The sequence below is a fragment of the Nocardia sp. GTS18 genome (assembly GCF_013839555.1).
Lineage (GTDB): Bacteria > Actinomycetota > Actinomycetes > Mycobacteriales > Mycobacteriaceae > Nocardia > Nocardia rosealba.
Window position 1 is genome coordinate 35,297 of the sequence record NZ_JACBIU010000002.1, and the last position, 23,138, is coordinate 58,434.

25 protein-coding genes are annotated in these 23,138 nt (G+C 68.7%); 15 read left to right on the forward strand and 10 right to left on the reverse strand.

Going from position 1 to position 23,138, the window contains the following annotated elements; all coding sequences use genetic code 11:
• Nucleotides 1-15 precede the first annotated feature (15 nt).
• The 4 genes from HYG95_RS03220 to HYG95_RS25085 all read left to right on the forward strand — a co-directional run bounded on the left by HYG95_RS03220 (nt 16) and on the right by HYG95_RS25085 (nt 2,255).
• Nucleotides 16-336, forward strand: coding sequence for a DivIVA domain-containing protein (locus HYG95_RS03220; RefSeq protein WP_181696532.1), 321 nt, complete (start codon nt 16-18; stop codon nt 334-336).
• On the forward strand, nt 333-965 hold the full coding sequence (locus HYG95_RS03225; RefSeq protein ID WP_181696533.1) for a DNA-3-methyladenine glycosylase I: 633 nt from the start codon (nt 333-335) through the stop codon (nt 963-965). The genes HYG95_RS03220 and HYG95_RS03225 overlap by 4 nt, the downstream gene beginning before the upstream one ends.
• Before the next feature lie 82 nt (nt 966-1,047).
• Nucleotides 1,048-1,215, forward strand: coding sequence for a DUF3117 domain-containing protein (locus tag HYG95_RS03230; RefSeq protein ID WP_011211259.1), 168 nt, complete (start codon nt 1,048-1,050; stop codon nt 1,213-1,215).
• Between the two features lie 26 nt (nt 1,216-1,241).
• The gene (locus HYG95_RS25085) at nt 1,242-2,255 is read left to right on the forward strand and encodes a putative RNA methyltransferase (RefSeq protein ID WP_370465677.1); all 1,014 of its coding nucleotides are present in this window, start codon (nt 1,242-1,244) and stop codon (nt 2,253-2,255) included.
• 530 nt (nt 2,256-2,785) lie between these two features.
• Here the strand turns inward: HYG95_RS25085 and glgA are convergent.
• Nucleotides 2,786-3,952 (reverse strand): glycogen synthase, encoded by a 1,167-nt coding sequence (gene glgA, locus HYG95_RS03240; protein WP_181696767.1) that lies wholly within the window; start codon nt 3,950-3,952, stop codon nt 2,786-2,788.
• Between the two features lie 110 nt (nt 3,953-4,062).
• On the opposite strand from glgA, the gene glgC reads away from it, so the two are divergent.
• On the forward strand, nt 4,063-5,280 hold the full coding sequence (gene glgC, locus HYG95_RS03245) for a glucose-1-phosphate adenylyltransferase (RefSeq protein WP_181696534.1): 1,218 nt from the start codon (nt 4,063-4,065) through the stop codon (nt 5,278-5,280).
• Here the strand turns inward: glgC and HYG95_RS03250 are convergent, their stop codons facing one another.
• Nucleotides 5,281-5,913, reverse strand: a complete 633-nt coding sequence (locus HYG95_RS03250) for an O-methyltransferase (protein ID WP_067485784.1) — start codon at nt 5,911-5,913, stop codon at nt 5,281-5,283.
• A 280-nt stretch (nt 5,914-6,193) separates the two neighbouring features.
• Between HYG95_RS03250 and sigE the strand changes: the two genes are divergently transcribed.
• The 7 genes from sigE (at nt 6,194) to HYG95_RS03285 (ending at nt 12,184) form a co-directional block, all read left to right on the forward strand.
• Nucleotides 6,194-6,862, forward strand: coding sequence for an RNA polymerase sigma factor SigE (gene sigE, locus HYG95_RS03255; protein ID WP_225278783.1), 669 nt, complete (start codon nt 6,194-6,196; stop codon nt 6,860-6,862).
• Between the two features lie 62 nt (nt 6,863-6,924).
• Nucleotides 6,925-7,293, forward strand: coding sequence for a hypothetical protein (locus HYG95_RS03260; protein ID WP_181696535.1), 369 nt, complete (start codon nt 6,925-6,927; stop codon nt 7,291-7,293).
• Nucleotides 7,294-7,303: 10 nt separating this feature from the next.
• Nucleotides 7,304-8,842 (forward strand): S1C family serine protease, encoded by a 1,539-nt coding sequence (locus HYG95_RS03265; RefSeq protein ID WP_370465664.1) that lies wholly within the window; start codon nt 7,304-7,306, stop codon nt 8,840-8,842.
• 33 nt (nt 8,843-8,875) lie between these two features.
• The gene (tatB, locus tag HYG95_RS03270; RefSeq protein ID WP_067485778.1) at nt 8,876-9,298 is read left to right on the forward strand and encodes a Sec-independent protein translocase protein TatB; all 423 of its coding nucleotides are present in this window, start codon (nt 8,876-8,878) and stop codon (nt 9,296-9,298) included.
• 182 nt (nt 9,299-9,480) lie between these two features.
• Complete coding sequence (locus tag HYG95_RS03275) at nt 9,481-10,338, forward strand: hypothetical protein (protein WP_067485776.1); 858 nt, start codon at nt 9,481-9,483, stop codon at nt 10,336-10,338.
• A gap of 116 nt (nt 10,339-10,454) precedes the next feature.
• Nucleotides 10,455-11,027, forward strand: a complete 573-nt coding sequence (locus HYG95_RS03280; protein WP_181696536.1) for a hypothetical protein — start codon at nt 10,455-10,457, stop codon at nt 11,025-11,027.
• Between the two features lie 77 nt (nt 11,028-11,104).
• Complete coding sequence (locus HYG95_RS03285) at nt 11,105-12,184, forward strand: XdhC family protein (protein ID WP_181696537.1); 1,080 nt, start codon at nt 11,105-11,107, stop codon at nt 12,182-12,184.
• 47 nt (nt 12,185-12,231) lie between these two features.
• Here the strand turns inward: HYG95_RS03285 and HYG95_RS03290 are convergent, their stop codons facing one another.
• The 7 genes from HYG95_RS03290 to dapE form a co-directional block, all read right to left on the reverse strand.
• On the reverse strand, nt 12,232-12,831 hold the full coding sequence (locus HYG95_RS03290; RefSeq protein WP_181696538.1) for a hypothetical protein: 600 nt from the start codon (nt 12,829-12,831) through the stop codon (nt 12,232-12,234).
• Nucleotides 12,832-13,026: 195 nt separating this feature from the next.
• Entirely contained in the window at nt 13,027-13,965 is a 939-nt protein-coding gene (locus HYG95_RS03295) for a glucosyl-3-phosphoglycerate synthase (protein ID WP_181696539.1), read from the reverse strand.
• Nucleotides 13,962-14,828, reverse strand: a complete 867-nt coding sequence (gene folP / locus HYG95_RS03300; RefSeq protein WP_181696540.1) for a dihydropteroate synthase — start codon at nt 14,826-14,828, stop codon at nt 13,962-13,964. Before folP ends, HYG95_RS03295 begins: the two co-directional genes overlap by 4 nt.
• 2 nt (nt 14,829-14,830) lie before the next feature.
• Nucleotides 14,831-16,597 (reverse strand): long-chain-acyl-CoA synthetase, encoded by a 1,767-nt coding sequence (locus HYG95_RS03305; protein ID WP_181696541.1) that lies wholly within the window; start codon nt 16,595-16,597, stop codon nt 14,831-14,833.
• Nucleotides 16,598-16,606: 9 nt separating this feature from the next.
• A complete protein-coding gene (locus HYG95_RS03310; RefSeq protein ID WP_181696542.1) occupies nt 16,607-17,161 on the reverse strand; it encodes a TIGR00730 family Rossman fold protein in 555 nt (184 codons plus the stop codon).
• The gene (locus HYG95_RS24640) at nt 17,155-17,958 is read right to left on the reverse strand and encodes a TIGR00730 family Rossman fold protein (protein WP_181696543.1); all 804 of its coding nucleotides are present in this window, start codon (nt 17,956-17,958) and stop codon (nt 17,155-17,157) included. The genes HYG95_RS03310 and HYG95_RS24640 overlap by 7 nt, the downstream gene beginning before the upstream one ends.
• A 10-nt stretch (nt 17,959-17,968) precedes the next feature.
• A complete protein-coding gene (gene dapE, locus HYG95_RS03320) occupies nt 17,969-19,069 on the reverse strand; it encodes a succinyl-diaminopimelate desuccinylase (protein WP_181696544.1) in 1,101 nt (366 codons plus the stop codon).
• Nucleotides 19,070-19,186: 117 nt separating this feature from the next.
• On the opposite strand from dapE, the gene dapD reads away from it, so the two are divergent.
• The 3 genes from dapD (at nt 19,187) to HYG95_RS03335 (ending at nt 21,697) form a co-directional block, all read left to right on the forward strand.
• Nucleotides 19,187-20,137 (forward strand): 2,3,4,5-tetrahydropyridine-2,6-dicarboxylate N-succinyltransferase, encoded by a 951-nt coding sequence (gene dapD, locus HYG95_RS03325; RefSeq protein WP_181696545.1) that lies wholly within the window; start codon nt 19,187-19,189, stop codon nt 20,135-20,137.
• Nucleotides 20,138-20,272: 135 nt separating this feature from the next.
• Nucleotides 20,273-20,890, forward strand: coding sequence for a hypothetical protein (locus HYG95_RS03330; RefSeq protein WP_181696546.1), 618 nt, complete (start codon nt 20,273-20,275; stop codon nt 20,888-20,890).
• Nucleotides 20,891-21,028: 138 nt separating this feature from the next.
• Nucleotides 21,029-21,697: a molybdopterin-dependent oxidoreductase gene (locus tag HYG95_RS03335; protein ID WP_181696547.1), complete on the forward strand. Its 669-nt coding sequence runs from the start codon at nt 21,029-21,031 to the stop codon at nt 21,695-21,697.
• Here HYG95_RS03335 and HYG95_RS03340 read toward each other — a convergent pair.
• Nucleotides 21,694-23,121, reverse strand: a complete 1,428-nt coding sequence (locus HYG95_RS03340; protein ID WP_181696548.1) for an acyl-CoA synthetase — start codon at nt 23,119-23,121, stop codon at nt 21,694-21,696. The two genes, HYG95_RS03335 and HYG95_RS03340, sit on opposite strands and share 4 nt — an antisense overlap.
• Between the last annotated feature and the right edge of the window lie 17 nt (nt 23,122-23,138).

Below are 23,138 nucleotides of genomic sequence, written 5' to 3' on the forward strand. Positions count from 1 at the left end.
GCTTAGGGTGGGAGCATGCTGACGCTGCTTCTGTACGTGCTCATCGTCGGGTTGGTCGCGGCGATGTTGTTCTTGGTCGCCAGTGCGGTGTTCGGGCGCTCCGAGGAGTTGGGTCCGTTGCCGCAGGGGACCACCGCGACCGTGCTGCCCGCCGAGGGCGTCACGGGGGCGGATGTGCGCGCGTTGCGGTTTCAGCAGGTTGTGCGCGGCTACAAGGCCGGTGAGGTCGACTGGGCGCTGGGGCGGTTGGCCGAGCGCATCGACGAACTCGAGTTCGAATTAGCGCAGATGCGGCAGTGGCAGGCGCAGGTGGCAGCGGGCCAGGAGCAACGGTGAGCGAGTTCGTCGACGACGGGCTGGTCCGCTGCGACTGGGCGACCGGCTCCCAGCTCTACCGCGATTACCACGACCACGAATGGGGCAAGATCCTCCACGGCGACGACGCCATGTTCGAGCGGCTGTGCCTCGAGGCGTTCCAATCGGGCCTGTCCTGGATCACCATCCTCCGCAAGCGCCCGGCCTTCCGCGCCGCCTTCGCCGACTTCGAGATCGCCAAGGTCGCCGAATTCGACGACACCGACCGGGCCCGGCTGCTCGCCGACGCCGGGATCGTCCGCAACCGCGCGAAAATCGACGCGGCCATCACCAACGCCCGGGTTGCTCGCGACCTGCCGACAGGCCTCGACGAGCTGGTGTGGTCGTTCGCACCCGAGCCACGCCCGAGGCCCGCGACCATCGCGGATGTGCCCGCCACCACACCCGAATCCATTGCTCTGGCAAAGGAATTGAAGCGCCGCGGCTTCGCTTTCGTGGGCCCGACCACGGCCTACGCACTGATGCAGGCGACCGGCATGGTCGACGATCACCTGGCCGTTTGCTGGGTGCAAGCCGTACCGAAAGGAACCGACTCCGGAGTCAGATTTGCTACTCAGGTGTCCGCCCGAGTCGGCAATAGGGAAGAATAGGACCGGTGTGGCCCGCCGAACACCCGGCGGACCAGAGAACAGTAGTGCGCACTCCACCGCGCAGATCTGGAGGGAGCAGAGGATGGCGGCCATGAAGCCCCGTACCGGGGACGGTCCCCTCGAGGCAACCAAGGAAGGTCGTGGAATCGTCATGCGGGTTCCACTCGAGGGTGGCGGGCGTTTGGTCGTCGAACTCACACCGGACGAGGCAGCTGCCCTCGGTGACGAACTGAAGAGCGTCACCAGCTGACAGCCCTGACCGAGGTCGCCGCACTCCTGGCCTGCCCGGAGTGCGGCGACACCCTGCAGCCCGGCGCAGGCGCACTGCGGTGCGGCAACCGGCACAGCTTCGACATCGCCCGCCAGGGTTACGTCGGCCTGCTCACCGGCGCCTCGACGAAAATGACCGGCGACACCGCCGCGATGCTCGATGCTCGCGCGGATTTCCAGAGTGCGGGACACTTCGCGCCCATCGCGGATGCCGTTGCCCAAGCTTTCCGCTTCGCGCACCCGGCCGGATACACGCCGTCCGCGGCTCGTCAGTTCGACACGCTGGGCAATGCGCGGCCGCAAGGCACGCCCACGTTGCCGAACGGCCCGACGGTGCCGAGCAGCGCCGCATCGCCCGCCAGCGCCGCATCGCCGAACGGCCCCGCATCGCCGAACGGCCCCGCATCGCCGAACGGCCCCGCATCGCCGGCCGACGCCGGATTGCTGGGGGGTGCGGTGCTGGAGATCGGGGCCGGTACCGGGTACTACCTGGCCGAGGTCCTCGAGGCGCACCCCGGGCTCCTCGGCATCGCGCTCGATGTCGCGAAGCCTGCTGCTCGTCGCGCGGCTCGTGCGCATCCACGGCTCGCGTCGATCCTGGCCGACGCCTGGCGTGGTCTGCCGATCCGCGATGACGCTCTCGCCGGGGTCTTGTCCGTCTTCGCGCCACGAAACCCCGCCGAGGTCGCGCGTGTGCTCGCGCCCGGGGGGCGGTTCGTCGTCGTCACGCCTACCCCGCGGCATCTGGGCGAGTTGATCGAGCCGCTGGGGATGGTTCGCGTCGACCCCGATAAGGAGCGTCGGCTCGACGACGCGCTGTCGGGCACCTTCACTCGCATCGATCACGGTGTTGTCGAATTTCCTATGAAGCTGTCGCGTGGCGACGTCACCAATGTGGTCGCCATGGGACCGTCCGCCTTTCACACCACCGTCGGGGACGACCCACGCATCGCCGGCCTCGCCGACATCACTGAGGTCACCGCTTCGGTCACCGTTGCGCGGTACGCACCTGTCGGCTGAGCGCGGACAACACCTCGGTGTTTTGTGCACCACGGGGGTATTGGGCTGTGTTTTTGGAGCGCTGGCGCGCTCGAGCGCGGCCCCTGAGGGGCCGCGCGAACAGCGCTCGAGACTCGCGCTTCGCGCATGCGCTTCGAGCGCTGTTCGCGCGGCCGGGCCGCTGCGCCGCTTCGCGGCGGACCCTCCTCGAGGTCGGGTCGTACGGGGCTGGGAATGCGGTCATGGCGGACTTAAGTGGTGCCGTGCGGCTGTGAAGGCGGTAGTGGCGGACTCGAGTAGTGCCGTGCGGCTGGGCAATGCGGTAGGCGGCGGACCCGAGTGCTGTGTGGGCTGGAGTGCGGTAGGTGACGGACTCGAGTGGTGCCGTGTGGGCTGGAGTGCGGTAGGTGGCGGACTCGAGTGGTGCCGTGTGGCTGGGAGTGCGGTAAGTGGCAGACCCGAGTGCTGTGTGGGCTGGAGTGCGGTAGGTGACGGACCCGAGTGGGGCCGTGTGGCTGGGATGCAGCGAGGCGCACGTGGCGCGGAGGCTCTCAGCGGATGACTTCGCGATAGACCTGCACAGTCTGTTCCGCGATCCTCGACCAGTCGAACTCCGCGATGGCTCGCGCGCGGCCTGCCTGCCCGTAGCGCGTCGCCAATTCGGCGTCGCCTGCCACCGCGTTCACCGCGTCGGCGAGTGCGTGTTCGTAGTCACCCGAGGCGACCGGGTCGTAGTGCACCAATCGCCCTGTGACACCGTCGGCGACCACTTCCGGGATACCGCCTACGTCCGAGGCGACGACGGCGGTGGCGCAGGCCATCGCTTCCAGGTTCACGATGCCGAGGGGTTCGTATACCGACGGGCAGACGAAAACTGTCGAGGCCGTGAGGATTTGACGCACCTGTTCGGTGGGGAGCATCTCCTTCACCCAGAACACATTGCCGCGCTGGTTTTGCAGCTCGTCGACAGCGGCGGCCACTTCCTGCTCGAGTTCCACCGTGTCCGCCGCGCCGGCGCACAACACCAGCTGGATGTCGGGGTCGAAATCGGCCGCGGCGGCCAGCAGGTGGCCGACACCCTTTTGTCGGGTGATACGGCCGACGAACGAGACGATCGGCAGATCAGCGCGCACTCCGAGGCGGTCGAGCACCGGTTGCTCGGAGCCGGCGGGGGCACCCGGATGCCACACGCCTGCGTCGATGCCGTTGTGCACCACGTGGACCCGGCCGGGGTCGATGGCGGGATAGGCGTCGAGGACGTCGTGGGCCATGCCCTCGCTCACCGCGATCACGGCGTCGGCCTGCTCCATGGCATTGCGTTCCGACCACGACGACAAGCGGTACCCGCCGCCGAGCTGTTCGGCCTTCCACGGCCTGCGCGGTTCGAGCGAATGCGCGGTGAGCACGTGCGGAATGCCGTACAGCGCACCGGCGAGATGGCCGGCCAGGCCCGCGTACCAGGTGTGCGAATGCACCACGTCCACCGCGCCCACGGCGTCGGCCATCCGCAGTTGGGCCGACATCATCTGCAAGGCGGCGTTGGCGGCGTACAGCTCGGGATCGGGCCGGTGCACCACCGCCCCCGTGCGCGGCGCGCCCATGCAGTGCACGGTGACCTCACACAGCGCGCGCAGCCGCGCGGTGAGCTCGGTGACGTGCACGCCCGCACCGCCGTACACCTCGGGCGGATACTCCCGGGTCAGCATGGCCACCCGCAACGGATCCGCGATCGCTGATTCCCCGTCGGTGCCATCACTCACGGGTCCAAAGTTAGACGCTCGGGTCGACATGGGCCACCGGGTGGGCCCGGGGCCTGTACTTTGACAGGGTGAGGAGCCAGCCGCACGTACTCGGGATCGTGCTCGCCGGTGGCGAGGGCAAACGACTGTTTCCGCTCACGGCCGACCGCGCCAAGCCCGCGGTTCCGTTCGGTGGGGCCTACCGGCTGATCGATTTCGTGCTCAGCAACCTGGTCAACGCGGGATATCTGCGCCTGTGCGTCCTCACCCAGTACAAGTCGCATTCGCTGGACCGCCACATCTCCCAGACCTGGCGGCTGTCGGGTTTCACCGGTGAGTACATCACCCCGGTGCCCGCCCAGCAGCGGCTCGGACCGCGCTGGTACACCGGCAGCGCCGACGCGATCATGCAGTCGCTCAACCTGATCTACGACGAGGACCCCGACTACATCGTGGTCTTCGGCGCCGATCACGTGTACCGGATGGACCCGGAACAGATGGTGGCCAGCCATATCGCCTCGGGCGCGGGCGTCACCGTCGCGGGGATCCGGGTGCCGCGCAGCGAGGCGAGCGCGTTCGGGTGCATCGACTCCGACGAGTCCGGCCGCATCACCCAGTTCCTGGAGAAACCGGCCCATCCGCCCGGCACACCGGACGACCCGAACATGACCTTCGCGTCGATGGGCAACTACGTGTTCACCACCCGCGTGCTCGTCGACGCGATCCGCGCCGACGCGGAGAACTCCGATTCCGATCACGACATGGGCGGCGACATCATCCCGTCGCTGGTCGCGGCCGGGCAGGCCGCCGTCTACGACTTCGCCGACAACGACGTACCGGGGGCCACCGCTCGCGACCGGGGCTACTGGCGCGATGTCGGCACCATCGACGCCTTCTACGAGGCGCACATGGACCTGGTCTCGGTGCATCCGGTGTTCAACCTCTACAACAAGCACTGGCCCATCCGCGGCGCCGCCGAGAACCTGCCGCCCGCCAAGTTCGCGCGCGGCGGGCTCGCTCAGGAGTCGATCGTCGGCGCGGGCTCGATCCTGTCGGCGGCCACCGTGCGCAATTCGGTTCTCAGTTCCAACGTGATGATCGACGACGGCGCGACGGTGGAGGGCAGCGTGCTGATGCCCGGCGTGCGCATCGGGCGTGGCGCGGTGGTCCGCCACGCCATCCTCGACAAGAACGTGGTGGTCGGCGAGGGTGAGATCATCGGCGTGGACCTGGACCGCGACCGGGAACGATTCGCCGTGAGCAACGGCGGGGTCGTCACCGTCGGCAAGGGCATCTGGGTGGGGTGACTACCCACGCGATGCGCAGAGCAACCCGTCGCCGATGGGGATGAGCACGCTGGTGAGCTCGGGGTTCTCCGCGATCGCCCTGGTCGCGGCACGCACCGCCTGGGTGGCCGGGTCGCGCTGGGACTGATCGGGGACGCGCCCGCCGAGCAGCGCGTTGTTCAGGATGAACGCACCGCCCTCGCGCAGTAATCGCACACCCTGCTCCACGTAGAGCGGGTGTTCCATGGGCGAGGCGTCGACGAACACCAGGTCGTAGGCGCCGTCGGCCAGGCGCGGCAGCACATCGAGAGCACGGCCGTTGATGAGCCGGGTGCGCGCGGGCGCGATCTCGGCGGTGCGGAAGGCCTCCTTGGCGGCCCGCTGATGCTCGGGTTCGGAGTCGATGGTGGTGAGGGTTCCGTCCTCACGCATGCCGTCGAGCAGCCACAATCCGCTCACACCCGCGCCGGTGCCCACCTCGACGACCGAGCGGGCGCCGAGCATCTGCGCGTACATGCTCAGCAGCGCGCCGACCGAGGCGGGCACGGGCGCGGCGCCCAATTCGGTGGCCCGCTCGCGCGCGTCGAGGAGGACTTCGTCCTCGACGACGGACTCCTCCACATAGGCCAGGTTCCGCTCCACGTTCGATGCCACAGCTATGAGGCTATGTCACCGACTGGGTATGTGTATTCAGCGAAGGCGCCCACGCGGGGTGAGTGTCGGGGTGCGCCAGGATTCTCAGGCGCCACTCAGGGTCTCCACACGTGCCCCATATCGCGACAGGAAATAGTTGCCACACCAGCCGATCGCGGCGGGTACGAGACGCGGGAACAACCGCAGACATCCGGCGGTTGTTTCTGACAAGACAAGGTCCGCTGACCCGGACCGGTTCGGTTTCGTGCCGGCGGTCCCGAGTAGGAGGTGTCCCATCCCGATGGTAGACACGGCGCGTTCCGACGCCACACTGCCCGCCCAGACCCTTCCCACCGACTTTCCGCCGTCCGTCGAGGACGATCTCGATGCCGAACTCACCGGCACCGCGGCTTTCGACGCCACCGGTGACCGCACGGTGATGCCGTCGTGGGACGAACTGGTCCGCGAGCACGCCGACCGGGTCTACCGCCTCGCCTACCGGCTGTCCGGCGACGCCCAGGACGCCGAGGACCTCACCCAGGAAACCTTCATCCGGGTGTTCCGTTCCCTGCAGAGCTATCAGCCGGGCACGTTCGAAGGCTGGTTGCACCGCATCACCACGAACCTGTTCCTCGACATGGTCCGCAGACGCAATCGCATCCGCATGGAGGCCTTACCCGAGGACTACGACCGGGTACCCGCCGAGGGACCGACGCCCGAGGACGCCTACCACGACTCCCGCCTCGACCCGGACCTGCAGAAGGCGCTCGACGCCCTCGCTCCGGAGTTCCGCGCGGCCGTGGTGCTGTGTGACATCGAGGGCCTGTCCTACGAGGAGATCGGCGCCACCCTCGGCGTCAAGCTCGGCACTGTGCGCAGCCGCATCCACCGCGGGCGCCAGGCACTGCGCGACTACCTTGCGCATAATGGAACTGAGCAGCGATACTCCGCTGACGCCTACGCAGGGTGACCGCCGCGAGCGGCCACACCCGGCCTGGTCGGGTTGATGTCGGTCGGAAGGAAGAACTCCGCATGAGCGTGGATCCAGCATCCTCAGGTCGCACACCGCGCTTTCAGCCCACCGAGCATCTGGCCAGCGAGGCGATCGCGGCCTACGTCGACGGCGAGCTGCGCATGAACGCCTATCTGCGTGCCGCCCAGCATCTCTCGGTGTGCCCCGAATGCGCCGCCGAGGTCGAGGCCCAGCAGCAGGCGCGGATCGCGCTGCGCCGGGCGGGCGAAATCGCCGTTCCACGCAGCCTGCACGACAGCCTCAGCCGCATCCCGCTGGCCGAACTGCCCGCCGCCGCACCCGAACCTCCCCGCCGTAACGAGGCATTTCTCGGATTCCTGACCGATTCGTTCCCCGCAGCCCGGTGGACTACGTGGCGGCGCAAGTAGAGTCACGGGCGTGACAGGCGAATCGACGAATCCCGGATCGACCGACAACTCGGATTCGGCGGCGTCACGGGGGAATCTGCGGCCCTCCGACGCGCCGACCCTCGGCCCGCGTCCGGTGTACCGGCCGCACATCGACAGCCATACCGCGCACGCGTTCCGCCGCCCGAACGGCCAGACGGGTTCGTTCGCCCCGCACGACCCGATGCGCGGCGGCAAGCGTTCCGACGACGGCGAACTGGTCGATCGGCGGCCGCCGGACGGTGTACTCGCCGAGGCGTTCGCCCGCCCCGACGGCTCCGACGAACTGTTGCAGCGCGAACCCGATTCCGGCGAACGCAAGATCGTCGTCGCGGGTCCGGTCGACCCCTGGCGTGACCCTGCCGCGGGCGCGCGCCTCGGCGCCCCGGCGATCGAGACACCCGAACCCGCCCCGCTGCCTGTCGCACCCAAATTGTCGGCCCGCGAGGTGCTGTTCGGCTCCCGTGTCGCGCCGAAAGCGCTGGCTCTGCTCGCCGTGATCGCGCTCGGTATCGCCGTAGTCGGTGGGCTGGTCGGGCGGATCACCGCCGAGACCGCGTCCACCCTCACCTCGCGCAAGGTCACCCTGCAGCAGAGCGAGAGCTCCGATTCCCCGCACGGCAAGATCGCGGCTGTCGCCGACGCGGTGCTGCCGTCGGTGGTGTCGATCCAGGTCATCATCGGTGACGGCGGACCGTCCGGCTCGGGGGTCGTCCTCGACGCCGAGCAGGGCTACATCGTCACCAACAACCACGTGATCTCGGCGGCGGCCACCGACAAGTCCGGCAACGCCAAGATCCAGATCGAATTCTCCGACAACACCCGGGTGCCTGCCCAGATCGTCGGGCGCGATCCCAAGACCGACCTCGCGGTGCTCAAGGTCGACGCCGACAACCTCACCGAGGCGAACCTCGGCCGCTCCGACGACGTGCAGGTGGGCGACGACGTGCTCGCCATCGGTTCGCCGCTCGGCCTGGAGAAAACCGTTACCTCCGGCATCGTCAGCGCGCTGCACCGCCCGGTGAGCCTCGGCGGCGAGGGCACCGACACCAATGCCGTGATCGACGCGGTGCAGACCGACGCCTCGATCAACCCCGGTAACTCCGGCGGCGCCCTCGTCGACATGGACGGCAGGCTGATCGGCGTCAACACCGCTATCAAGAGCAACACCGGTAACTCGGTCGGTCTCGGGTTCGCCATCCCGATCGACGTGGTCACCTCCATCGCGCAGACCCTGATCCGCGACGGCAAGGTCAACCATCCGCAGCTCGGGCTCAGCGCCCGCACCAAGGCCGTCGCCAACGAATTGCGCAGCGGCGCCGCCGTGGCCGACGTGGTGGCGGGCGGACCTGCGGCCAAGGCGGGCATCGTCGAGGGCGACGTGATCGTCAAGGTCGGCGACCGTGTCGTCGAGGGTCCCGACGAACTGGTCGTCGCGGTGCAGTCGCACAAGATCGGCGAGCGGGTGAACGTGCAGTTGATCCGCGATGGCAGGCAGGTGGACGTGCCTGTCACCCTCGAATCCGACTGAGCTGCGACGACGCGCGCCGGGTAACCTGGGATCGTGTTCAGCAACATCGGGTGGAGCGAGATGATGATCCTGCTCGTCGCCGCCCTCGTGATCCTCGGCCCGGAGCGCCTGCCCGGGGCGATCCGCTGGACCACGTCGTCGCTGCGTCAGGTGCGCGACTACGCCAGCGGGGCCACCTCCACGCTCAAGCAGGAACTCGGCCCGGAGTTCGACGAGCTGCGCAAACCGCTCGCCGAACTCAACGAGCTGCGCGGGATGACACCGCGGGCCGCGGTCACCAAGCACCTGCTGGGCGGCGACGACTCGGTGCTGCGCGATCTCGAGAAGGCCGTGCCGGACCGCAAGGAGCTGTTCGGCACGAGCAGCGGAATGCCCGGCAGCGGGCCCTCGTTGTCGAAGGCGCCGAAGCCGTTGGAGCACAACGAGCGGCCGCCGATCGACTCCGACGCCACCTGACACCGGCGAACAGACCACACGGTCGTCATTTGCCACTCGATCGCGCGTAGCGCCGATGTCCGCGCCGACCTCGCCGTCTTTGTGGTTGCCGACAGGCATACCTCGATCGGCGTTGTGCGCCAAGACATTCGATGTCAATCGTTATAGACACGAATCGCCGTCCAGCTGTCTAGACTTCGCACATGTCGGCCGATGACGTGGCACGAGTCTTCGCGATCGAAGACAAGGTCGAGAGACTCAAAGCAGCCACCGACGGGGTGGCGGCTGCCCAGCAGACCATCAACGAACTCACCAGGATCCGCCGCGCCGTGATCCGCGAACTCCACGCCGAGGGCTGGACGTTCGCCCGCATCGGCGCCGCAGCGGGCTTGTCGCGGGCGCGCATCCACCAGGTGAGCACCCAGGGTCCGGTACCCGAAGGACTGTTCTTCGGGCACGGCACGCTCACCGTGCTTGCCCCGGAGGTCCGCACGGGCAGGCTGCTCGGCGCACCCGATCCGGCGGCCGCGCAACGGCTGGCCGAGCTGCTGCGCCAGCTCGGTTTCGTGGCGACGGTCGAGACGTTCCTGCCGGGCAGACCCATCGATCTCAATCGCGACGGCCTGGTGGTCCTCGGCGGGCCCGAGCTGTCGCCGAGCCTGCGTCAGCTGGTGGCGGCCGATCCACGACTGCGGCGCACCGTCACCCGCGCGGGCGACACCCGGCGCGGCATCGAGGACCGGGCCGCGCGCCGCGTCTACCGGCCCGGCGGCACCGAACCACACGACATCGCCTATCTGGCCCGGCTGCCCCGCCCCGACCGGCGCGGCACCGTGATGCTCATCGACGGGCTGCACCCGCCGGGTTCGCTGGGTGCGATCCGGTTGCTGGCCACCCGGCTGGCGACGCTGCACGAGCGGGCGAGCACGCATCTGTTCTCGGTTCTCATCGCCGTGCGGTACGACCGCACGACCGGTGAACCGGTCGATGCGGATCTACTCACCCCGGTTTATCGGCACGAAACCGACCAAAAGTCCGCTGCGAACCGGACTCGCCCATAACTGCATCTAAACAACGGGCACTTTGTGATCTGCATCACGGTAATGTTATAGATCACAACCCGAGCCCGATGGTTAGATTGCTAGCGAGTAACCGAGTGTGAGTAGGTGAGCTTCACATGTTCTCGTCTCCCGAGGCCAATGCCTGCCGGGTCCTGCCCGTGCGCGCGGTCGGCGTCGCGGGCCCCCGGCCTGTTTCCCCGTCCGATACCGAATCCGTCGGCGGTGAGGTGGTCATGACGACCCACCGCGTGACCTACAGCGACCGTTTGAAGGTCTTCATCGGCCCGCACGAGGACGTGGACAGCTTCCTGCGCCCTCTGCGCCGGATGGACGGTCATCAGCGCTTCGCGCTCGATCTGACGGTGCTGCCCGAGCCCATGCCCGCCACCGAGGTGACGGCCTCGGTGAGCGCGGCCCGCGGCGATCTGGCGCTGCGCTGCACCGGCTCGGCCGACGCGATGACGCTGCAGCTGCGCACGACGGTCGATCATCTGCCGCGCCGGTACACCCTCGGGTTCCCCGGCAGCCGCCTCGGGCTACCCACGGTCTACGTGCCACACGGCGACGACGACACCTACGTGTACCCGGAGGAGGTCTTCACCGCCGAGTACGCGGCGCAGATCTTCCACGAGTTCTTCCACCAGGGCGTCGTGCCCGCCGGGCTGCAGCACCGCGAGATCCTCGACTGAGCTTTCGCCGCGCCGGGATGCTCGCGGTTAGCTAGGCTGGACTGAAAGGTCACAGTCGGTGGAGAGGCCGGTGGGCGATGCGCGATCTGCTCGGACAGGTGCTCGGTCTGCTCGCCGACGGGCCCGTGGCGCTGGCCCGGATCGTCGATCGAATCGGGGCGGGGCCGCGCGACACCGGGGCCGCCATGGTGGTGTCCCCGGATGGTCGGGTCGTCGGCTCGCTCTCGGGTGGATGCGTCGAGGCGGCCCTGCTGGTGACGGCCCAACAGGTGCTCGCCGACGGCTCGGCCTGTGTGGAGCGGTTCGCGGCAGCCGACGAGCTCACCGTCGGACTGCCGTGTGGCGGGGAGATCGAGGTCTTCGTCGAACGGCTCGACCACGCCGATCTGCCACGGCTTCGCGAGCTGCGTGCCGCGCTCACCGCGCACCAGCCCATCGCCTACGCCACGACTCTCGAATCCACCCCGGATCGCCGGCTACTGCGGCCCGGGCAGGTCTCGCCGTGGCGCGGTCTCGACCAGGACGCGGCCGCGCTGCTCACCGCGGGCCACAACGGCATGGTCGGCGCCCAGGACTGCACGCCTGCCGCCGCGACCCGTCCCCGCACTTTCGTCCAGGTGTTCCGCTCCCCCGCCCGCATGATCCTGGCAGGCGCCAACGACTACACCCGTGCCCTCACCACCGCCGCCACCCAGCTCGGCTACCGCGTCACCGTCGTCGACGCCCGCGAAACCTTCACCACCCCGGCACTTTTCCCCACCGCCGACGAAGTGGTCGTCGACTGGCCCCACCGCTACCTGGCCGCCGAAGCCGCGGCAGACCGCATCGACGACCGCACGGTCGTCTGCGTCCTCACCCACGACCCCAAATTCGACGTCCCCATGCTGGCCACCGCCCTCGACCTCCCCGCGGTCGCCTTCATCGGCGCCCTCGGTTCCCGCCGAGCCCACCGCGACCGCACCACCCGCCTCCACGACCACGGCCTCTCCCCCACCACCATCGCCCGCATCCACAGCCCTCTCGGCCTCGACCTCGGCGCCCACACCCCCGAGGAAACCGCCGTCTCCATCCTCGCCCAGATCCTCGCCACCCGAACCAATACCTCGGCCCGCCCCCTCACCACCCTGACCGGCCCGATCCACCCCCGAACACCCTGAACACCTCGACCACCACGCATCCCCGCACAGACGCCGACCGCACCCACTCAGTTCCGTGGACCGATACAGACAACGAAATCCCGCTCGGAGTGGACGAACAGCGTCGTCGGCAGCCCAGCACAGTCGAGCGCGTCCGCAGGATCCGTCGCCGTCCCTGTCACTTTGCGCAACACCCTGCCGGCCGCCGCCGGGTCGGAGCACGCGACTTTCTGCCATCGGATCTCGTCACGGAACCAGCCGACCGTCAACTGGCCGACACACTGCCCGGCGGTGACCCGCTGCATCGATTCCTCGATCTCGATCTGATCGCCCAGGTACGCGGTGAACACGACCCCGAGCGCGACGAGAAACGGGATCGTGAAACCGAGGGCGCCGACACGTCGGAACAATGGTTTGCCCGGATCCATCGGCCGATGACCCCACGCGGTCTCGGGCGCGGGCAGGGCGGCGATACGGCGCCGGTTCCTAGCGTTGACGACGAATCCGCCAAGGTTGTAGAACATCGATTGCACGCCCCACCACCCGAACCACGCACTGCCGATGGTGATCTCGCGGTAGGTCGCCAGCCCGCAGTCGCGGCAGAACGGGCCTTCCTCGGTGGTTTCGATCCGGAAGATCAGCAGACCCCAGTGCCCGACGAGATCCACGTCGATGGCCGGCGATGCTCCACAATGCCGACATCGGACACTACCGTTGAGCTGAACCTCCAAAACCACTGAACTTCTTCTCCCGCAAGCCGATTCGCCAGAACCGGCAAACAGTACGGATCAGCGGCAGCGAGGGCAAGGGGTGCGCCCGCCGACGACCGCCTCGTCGGGACGACGAGGCGGTCGGGGCAGGTGTCAGGCGGCGACCTGTTCGGGGCGGAGGGTTTTCATCGGGGGGCGGTCTTCGAGGGAGACCTCGGTGGTGTGGGGGATGAATTCGCCTGCGATGAGGGGGAATTGGGTGAGGGGGGCGCCGGAGTCGGGGACGCCGCTGCGGCGCAGGGCGGTGCCGAGGATCTGGCGGCTCATCACGCCGAGGTCGGAGAGGGGGCGGTTGCGGTGGGTGCGGACACCGAGGTTCACCTGGGTGATGGCGTCCAGGCCGAGGCGGTCGTAGGTGTCGAGCAGCAGGCCGATCTCCACGCCGTAGCCGGGGGCGAAGGGGACGGCGGTGAGCAGTTCGCGGGTGCCCGCGTATTCACCGCCGAGCGGTTGCAGCACCTGGACCAGTTCGGGGCGCAGCGCCGCCAGCAGGGGGCGGGCGACCAGTTCGGTGACCCGGCCACCGCCGTTGGCGTCGACGGACTCGCCTTGGCGCAGCGGGCGCCGGTAGTAGGCCTTGGACAGGTGGGTGCCGGGCATGGTCAGCAGCGGGCCGAGCAGCTTGGGCACGAACGCCGGATCGGGATCGATGAGATCGGAGTCGACGAAGGCGATGAGGTCACCGGAGGTGCAGGCCAGCGACCGCCACAGCGCCTCGCCCTTGCCCGCGACCGGTTCGAGCTCGGGCACGGCCTCCTCGCGGGTCACCACCTCGGCGCCCGCGCGTCGCGCCCGGGCGGCGGTGGCATCGGTGGATCCGGAGTCGAGCACGATCAGTTCGTCGACGAGGGTGCCGAGCAGCGGCCGGATACTGGCCACCACGTCGGCGACGGTGTCCTGTTCGTTGAGGGCGGGCAGCACCACCGAAACGGTGCGGCCCGCTTTGGCGGCGACCAGGTCGCCGACCGTCCAGTCAGGGGTGTCCCAGGTGTGGGTAGTGGCCCAGGCGGGCTCGCGGTGTTGGATTTTCATGCCAGACCTCGCAGAGTTCGTGCGGGGGGCCGGATGCCCTGGATCGCGGCGATCATGTCCACGACCCGCCGGGTTTCGGCGACTTCGTGAACCCGGAAGACCCGAGCGCCCGCGGCGGCCGACCACGCGGTTGCCGCCAGTGTGCCCTCGACCCTCTCGGTCAGACCGACACCTAGAGTCTCCCCGATAAAGTCCTTGTTACTCAGGGCCATCAGCACTGGCCACCCGGTTTTTACGAGACTGTCGATTCCACGCAACAACTCGAGCCCGTGATAGGTGTTTTTTCCGAAATCGTGAGTGGGATCGATCACGATTCCGTCGCGACGCACCCCGGCGGCGGCCGCGCGCTCGGCCGCGGCGGCCACGGTGGCGGTCACTTCGGCGACCACATCGGCGTAGCGGACCCGGTGCGGACGGGTGCGCGGCGCGGCGCCGCCGGTGTGGCTGCAGACGATCCCGGCACCCAGGTCGGCGGCCACGTGCACCAGCTCGGGGTCGGCCCCGGCCCAGGTGTCGTTGACGAGGTCGGCACCGGCCGCCACGGCGTCCCTGGCGACCTTGCCGCGCCAGGTGTCCACACTGATCAACAGCTCCGGGTACTTCTCCCGGATCGCCGCGACGAACGGAACCACCCGTCGCGTTTCCTCGGCCGCGTCGACCGTGTCGCCCGGTCCGGCCTTCACCCCACCGATGTCGACCAGATCGGCGCCTTCGTCGACGGCCCGCGTCACCCGATCCATCGCGGCCCGGTCGGTGAAGGTGGCACCCCGGTCGTAGAACGAGTCGGGGGTGCGGTTCACGATCGCCATCACCAGGGCGCGATCGGTCGGCACGGGCCGACCACAGAAGGTGGGTTCAGGCATCGCTATCGCGGAGCTCTACCCGCGGCGACGTCGTCGGCGTAGCCGTCGTAGGCCGGAACGTAGCCCTCGGTGGGTCCGCTGAGCACGTACAGCTGCCCCTCGGCATCGGCGGCGTAGCCCTGCTTGCGCAGTTCCACCTTGCGGCTCTTGAAGGTGGAGGTCTGCTCGAGTTCGGCGACCACCCGGACGAACAGCGGGACCGCGTAGAGCGGCAGCCGCTCGTACACGGTGGCGGCCAGCCCCTTGCCGTCGAATTCGGCGTCGGGGTGCAGGGTGATCGCGGCCATGCCCGCCTTGCCGTCGGTGCCGGGGATGTCCACACCGAACACCACCGCCTGCTCGACGCTCGGGTGCTGGTCGAGCGCACCCTCCACCTCGGTGGTGGCGACGTTCTCGCCCTTCCAGCGGAAGGTGTCACCGAGCCGGTCGACGAACGCGATGTGCCAGAAGTGCTGGTCGCGCACCAGGTCGCCGGTGTCGAACCAGCAGTCGCCCTTCTTGAACCCGTCGCGGACCAGCTTGGATTCGGAGGCCTTCGCATCGGTGTAACCGTCGAAGGGCTGACGGTTGTTCACCTTCGCCAGCAGCAGTCCGACGCCGCCGGAGCGCACCTTGCGCAGCTTCCCGTCCCGTCCGCGGCGCGGCTTACCGGTCTCGTCGTCGTATTCGACCACCGCGTACGGCAGCGGGCACAGCCCGGCCGTGCGGTCGACACCGAAGGCGTTGACGAAGGCGAGCGGCGCCTCGCTCGACCCGTAGAACTCCACCACGCGGTCGATGCCGAAGCGGCGGCGGAACTCGTCCCACAGTTCCGGCCGCAGCCCGTTGCCGACGACGAGCCGGACCCGGTTGTTGTCCTCGTCGGGCCGTACGGGCTGGTTGAGCAGGTAGCGGCACAGCTCACCGATGTAGATGAACGCCGTCGCCCCTTCGCGGGCGATCTCGGCCCAGAAGTTGGAGGCGGAGAACTTGCGCGCGAGCACATAGGTCGACTCACCGGCCAGCACCGCCGACAGCGCTACTGTGAGCGCGTTGTTGTGGTACAGCGGCAGGCAGCAGTACAGCGCGTCGTCGCCGCGCAACCGCACGCCGAGCCCGCCGAGCCCAGCCATGCTCTTGGTCCAGCGCAGGTGGGTCATCACGCTGGCCTTGGGCATGCCGGTGGTGCCGGAGGTGAAGATCAGGAACGCGCGTTCGCCCGCCGTCACCTGCTCACAGACCGCCGGATCGGAAGCTGTTGCGCCACGCGCGGATTCGGCGAGTTCCTCGGACATGAGCACGGTCGCCGGTGCCTCGGGCAGCGACTCGAGCGCTTCGACGCATTCCTCGCCGACCACGACCAGCGCGCTGTCGAGCAGACCGATGCTGTGTGCCAGCACCTGATCGCGCTGGTTGTAGTTGAGCAACCCGACGGTGGCGCCGAGCTTGAGCACCGAGAGGACGGTGAACAGCGTCTCGGGACGGTTGGTCATCAGCACGCCGACCACGTCGCCGCGATCGACTCCGCGCGCGGAAAGCACTGCGGCGTACCGGTTCACCTCGCTGTTGGCGGCGCGGTAGGTGTAGGAACGGCCTTCGAAGCGCAGGAACACCCGGTCGGGCCGCCGGTGGGCGAGCCGCTGGAAGTACTTGCCGATGGAGGCTTTGTCCTTGGGCCCCACCAGCATTCCCGGTGCGTTGCGCAGCATGCGCGGTGCGTCCATGGCCATGCCAGGCAGCTTCTTGGCCAGGTCGAACACACTGACGGTGTCGCGGGCGTCGTTGCTCACGTCGATCTCCTACCCTCGGGCCGCGGCCGGTGTCAACGCGGCGAACGCGGCTGGCAGGTCGGCGGCCACGACGATGCGGTCGCGCGCCTGCTGTGTGACAATCTTGCGCTCGAACAGCTCGTCCAACCAGCCGAACAGCCCGCGGTAGAAGCCGTCGGCGTCGAGGACGACCACGGGTTTGGTGTGTTCGCCCAGGTAGCCGCCGGTCCAGGTTTCGAAGAATTCCTCGAGCGTCCCGACACCGCCGGGCAGGGTGAGGAAGGCGTCGGCGCGTTCCTCCATCAGCTGTTTGCGCTGGCGCATGGTGTCGGTGACGAGCAGTTCGTCGGCGGCGGTATCGGCGACCTCGCGGTGCACCAGATGCTTGGGGATCACCCCGACGGTGTGCGCGCCGCCCGCCCGCGCGGCCGCCGCGACCGCGCCCATCATCGACACCCGGCCGCCGCCGGACACCAGTTGCCAACCGCGACGGGCGATTTCGGTGCCTACTTGAGACGCCAGGTCGATCAGTTTCGGTTCGGTTGTACTCGCCGAGCAGTAGACGCAGATCGAGTAGCTCACCACTGGTCCTCGGTGCCGAGCCGTTCGATGTCGCTGTTGCCGCCGCCGGTCGCCTCCTTGACGATGCGCACCACGTCTTCGACGCTGTCGGTGACCTGGATGAGGTCCAGATCCTCCGGCGAGATCTTGCCCGACCCGGCCAGCGAATTGCGCATCCACTCCACCAGCCCGGACCAGTAGGCCGTGCCGAACAGGATGATCGGGAAGCGGGTGATCTTGCGGGTCTGCACCAGGGTGAGCGCCTCGAACAGTTCGTCGAGGGTGCCGAAACCGCCGGGCAGGCAGACGAAGGCCTGTGAGTACTTCACGAACATCGTCTTGCGGACGAAGAAGTAGCGGAAGTTGATCCCCAGGTCCACCCAGTCGTTGAGCCCCTGTTCGAACGGCAGCTCGATGCCGAGGCCGATCGAGTACCCGCCCGCCTCCGAGGACCCACGGTTGGCCGCCTCCATCGCCCCGGGACCGCCGCCGGTGATGATCGCGAAACCGGCGTCGGTGAGCGCCGACCCGATCGCCCGTGCCGCCGCGTACTCGGGGTGGTCGACCGGCGTGCGCGCCGAGCCGAACACCGTGACGGCGGGCGGCACCTCGGCCAGCGCGCCGAAGCCCTCGACGAACTCGGCCTGGATCCGCAGCACCCGCCACGGATCCGTGTGCACCCACTCGCTGTCCTGACGGGTGTCGAGAAGATTGCGGTCCGCGGTCCGCGCTCCCGGCTTGCGTTCGCGACGGAACATCACCGGCCCCCGGAACTTCGGTTTGGCCTTCCCCACCTGTTCATCCACGGATTCGCTCGACATGTCCTCCACGCTACTGGGCACCCGCGGTGAGGTAGGTGCGCAGCATGGCGGTGACGGCGGTGATCTGGCTGAGCGGGACGTGTTCGTCGCGCTTGTGGGCGAGGTTGGGGTCGCCGGGGCCGAAGTTCACGGCGGGGATGCCACGGGCGGCGAAGCGCGAGACGTCGGTCCAGCCGTACTTGGCGCGCACTCCGCCGCCGCCGTGGGCGTTGACCGAGTCGATGAGGCTGCGGGCGGCCGGTGCGGTGAGACCGGGCAGGGCGCCGGGCGAGGAATCGGTGACCCGGAAACTCACGTCGAGCCCGTCGAAGACCTCGCGCACGTGGGCGATGGCCTGCTCGACCGTGCGGTCGGGGGCGTAGCGGAAGTTCACGTCCACCTCGGCCACGTCGGGCACCACATTGCCCGCGACGCCACCGGAGACGCGCACCGCCGAGAGCCCTTCGCGGTACACGCAGCCGTCGATGTCGACTTGGCGCGCCTCGTAGGCGGCGAGCCGTTCCAGCACCGGCGCCAGCGCGTGAATCGCGTTCTCCCCCAACCAGGCCCGCGCCGAATGCGCACGCACACCCGAGGTACTCAACCGCACCCGCAGCGTGCCCTGGCAGCCCGCCTCGATCCAGCCACCGGAGGGTTCGCCGAGCACGGCGAGGTCGCCGTGGAGCCACTCGGGCATATCCCGTTCGATGTGGTTGAGGCCGTTGAACTCGGCGGCGATCTCCTCGCCGTCGTAGAAGATGAGCGTGAGGTCGTGGGCCGGGTCGGTGATGGTGGCGGCCAGGTGCAGGAATACCGCGTCACCGGACTTCATGTCGACGGTGCCGCAGCCGAACAGCACCGGCTCCCCGTTCACCTCGGCGGGCCTGCTCGGCACGTTGTCGGCGATGGGCACCGTGTCCAGGTGCCCGGCCAGGATCACCCGGGTCGGCAGGCCGAGGTTCGTGCGCGCCAGCACCACATTGCCGTGGCGCTTGATCTCGAAACCGGTGGTCTGATCGCGCAGCGCCTGCTCGACCAGGTCCGCGATGGCGGCCTCGTCGCGGGAAACGCTCGGCACATCGACCAGAGCGGCGGTCAACTGGACGGGGTCGGCGCGCAAATCGAGAGTCACATCTCGACAGTAGTACGCGGGTACGACGCCGTGTCCGGGTGCGGGAATCGGACCGGGTGGTCCAACGCACAGCCCCCGCGCCACCTCGACATCGATCGACGCGGCAAAATGTGGCCCGTGAGCACTCAAGGAGCAAGCGCAGTCGGTATCGCCACCATCACCTCGGACGGCACCGTCCTCGACACCTGGTACCCGAGCCCGGAGCTGGGAGAATTCACCGAGACCGGCTCCCAGCGCCTCGACGCGGCCGACGCACCGGAGTTCGCCGACCTGCTCGGCCCCGACAAGGCGCGCGGCGTGGAGGTGGTCGCGGTACGGACCACCATCGCCGACCTGTCGGCGGCTCCCACCGACGCCCACGACGTGTACCTGCGCCTGCACCTGCTCTCGCACCGCCTGGTCCAGCCGCACGGCCTGAGCCTGGACGGCCAGTTCGGCCTGCTCAGCAATGTGGTGTGGACCAACCACGGCCCGTGCGCGGTGGAGGGTTTCGAGCAGACCCGCATCAAGCTGCGCGCCCGTGGCCCGGTGACCGTGTACAGCATCGACAAGTTCCCCCGCATGGTCGACTACGTGGTGCCCTCGGGTGTACGCATCGGCGACGCCGACCGCGTCCGCCTCGGCGCCCACCTGGCCTCGGGCACCACCGTCATGCACGAGGGCTTCGTGAACTTCAACGCGGGCACCCTCGGCAACTCGATGGTCGAGGGCCGCATCTCGGCCGGTGTCGTGGTGGGCGACGGCTCCGATATCGGTGGTGGCGCGTCGACGATGGGCACGCTGTCGGGCGGCGGAACCACCGTCATCTCGGTCGGTGAGCGCAGCCTGCTCGGCGCCAACGCGGGTCTCGGCATTCCGCTCGGCAACGACTGCGTGCTCGAGGCGGGCCTGTACCTGACCGCCGGAACCAAGGTCACCGCGCCCGACGGCACCGTCGTCAAGGCCGCCACCCTGGCCGGGCAGAACAATCTGCTGTTCCGCCGCAATTCGACCACCGGTGCGGTGGAAGTGGTGCCGCGCTCGGGCACCGGTATCGAGCTCAATGCGGCGCTGCACGCCAACGACTGAATCCCGCATTCGGCAATATCGCATTTATTGCGGTTTGTTGACGACGGGTATCCCGTTGCGGCAAGGCTTTTCGGGTCAGCTAGCTTGAATTCGCCCACCCGGTCGGGGGGCTTTCGAATGTGGAGGGATTCAAGAATGAAGTTCGGAAAGTTCACTACTGCTGTTGTGATGTCGGTTGTCGCGGTGGGGATTACCGCGGCCACCGCCAACGGTCAGCCCGCCGTGGCGACCGAACAGCCCGCGGTGGTGGCTGCGGGGGGCGTGACTTCGGGTGTGAGCAACGGGATCGACTACACCACCGCGGTGTCGCCCACCGACAAGACCATCACCTGGGCGGTCGACAACGGCCGCTTCGAGCTGGCCGCCGACGGCTCGGCCGTGCTGCTGCGCAATGCCGAGGGCGTCACCGTCGATCAGACGGCGCTGCGCTCGGAGGTCGCGGGCCTGCCGATCTCGGTGACGCCGCAGATCGCCGAGGACGGCCGTAGCGTGAAGCTGGCCGCCTCGATGACGCCGGAGGACACCGCCAAGCTCGGCAACATCGCCGAGCTGAAGGACATCAGCTCCTACGACCGCCTGATGGCCCAGGTGAACAAGAACCTGCCGGGCATCGCGATCGGTGGCATCATCGGCGCGTTCTTCCCGTTCCTGTGGCTGTTCACCATCCCCGCCGGGATGCTGATCGGTGGTTACGTGATGGGTGGTCAGGAGTTCCTGGACGCGGTGATCGCGTTCGCGACCGGCCAGCCCTGATCCGCTGAACGAAAGGCCCCGCACTCGCTCGAGTGCGGGGCTTTTTCGTTGCCGGGGTGACGAAGCCGATACTCGACGCGGCCACCGGCACGGAGTAGTTTCAGCTGTTATACGGAGTCGTATAACAGGAGGATCGGCATGGCACTTCTTCCCCCGGGCCAACGCGCCGTCGACGGATTCCCCCGCTTCGGCACGCATCTGCATCATCCGCCGCCGCCGGTTCCCGAGCATCCCGCGATAGAGATCTGCGGGGCCGTGATCGAGCCCGTCAGCATCGCGCTCACCGAACTGGCACAGCTGCCGCGACGCGAACAGAAGGCCGACTTCCATTGCGTCGCAGGCTGGTCGGCGACCGACCTGTGGTGGGAAGGCACGCCGTTTCGCGACTTCTACCGGCTGGTGATCGAGCCCGCGCTTACCCCGGGTGTCACGGTCACTCACCTCAGCTTCGAGGGTCTGGACAAGTTCCGCTCGGTCGTGCTGCTGGAAGACGCCCTCGCCGACGACGTCTTCCTCGCCGACCGCCTCGACGGCAAACCCCTCGACAGCGACCACGGCGCCCCCATCCGGCTGGTGAGCCCGAAGCAGTACGGCTTCGTCAACACAAAACATCTGTGCCGCATCGAAGTTCACACCGCTGCCCCGCCGGACCCGGACAAGTGGTCGCCGCTGGCCTCACACGCCAGGGCACGGGTGTGGGCCGAGGAACGGCACCGGTACCTGCCCGGACGCGTGGTTCGTCCGGTGTATCACGCCCTGATCGGGCCGATTCGCCGGCTGAGCGCGCGGGGCAGCACGAACCGCTAGGTCAGCGACTTCTTCTGCACCTTGCCCATCGCATTGCGCGGCAGCGCGTCGACGAAGCGGACCTCACGCGGCCGCTTGTGAGCCGAAAGCTGGTCGCCCACATGGGCGATCAGTTCGGTCGCGAGGTCGCTGGAGCCGGTGTCGCGGGCGACGACGAAGGCGACGATCCGCTGTCCGAGATCGTCGTCGGGCAGCCCGACCACCGCGACCTCGGCGACCGCCGGATGCCCGAGCAAGGCGGTTTCGATCTCCCCCGCGCCGATCCGGTACCCACCGGACTTGATCAGGTCGATGGACTCGCGGCCGACGATGCGGTGGAAGCCGTCGGCGTCGATGACGGCGACGTCGCCGGTGCGGAACCAGCCGTCCTCGGTCCAGTCGAGAGCCGTGGCGTCGGGACGACCGAGATAGCCGTCGAACAGCATCGGGCCGCGAACCTGCAGGCCACCGATGCTCACGCCGTCGTGCGGGACGGGATTGCCCGCTTCGTCGCGCAGCCGGGTCTCGACGCCGCGCACCGGTGTACCGACCCAGCCCGGCCTGCGTTCACCGTCGGCCCTGGTCGACAGGGTGATCATGGTTTCGCTCATGCCGTACCGCTCCACCGGCGCGTGCCCGGTGAGCTCGGCGAGTTTCTCGAATACCGGAACCGGCAGCGGCGCGCTGCCCGAGACCAGCAGCCGGGCCCGGCTCAATTCCTTGGCCGCTTCCGGCTTTTCGGCGATGCGCGACCATACCGTCGGCACCCCGAAGTACAGCGTTCCTTCGGCGGCGGCATAGGCCTCCGGGGTCGGCTTGCCGGTGTGGATCAAGCGGCTGCCGATGCGCAGGGGTCCGAGTAGGCCGAGGATCAGGCCGTGCACGTGGAACAGCGGAAGTCCGTGCACGAGCGTGTCTTTGCGCGTCCAGTTCCAGGCGTCGGCAAGCGCGTCGAGCCCGGCGGCGATGGCGCCCCGGCTGAGCATCACGCCCTTGGGGGCGCCGGTGGTGCCCGAGGTGTAGAGGATGAAGGCGATGGCCGACGGGTCGGGCTCGGGGTAGGTGTGCCAGGACCGGGCGTGCAGCCGCACCGGAACCACCGGCAGATCGGTGCCCGCCGGCGCGGCCCCGAGCCAGGCCTGGGCCCCGGAATCGCGCAGGATGTGTTCGCGCTCAGCGGTTCCCGCATCGGGCGGGACGGGGACGACCGTCACCCCGGCGATCAGGCAACCGACCACGGCGAGCACGGTCCGCAGGGTCGGCTCGGCCAGCACCGCCACCCGTTCGGCGCGTCCGATCCGTTCGGCGACCGACGTGGCCGCACCCAGCAGATCACCGCGCGAGACGGTGGCATCATCGATGGTGACGGCATCGGGAATGTCGTCCCCGGCGGCGACGGCGAGCGGATTCAACGAGGCGAGCAGCAGCGGCGGACCGTAGGACATCCGTCCACGCTAGCCCG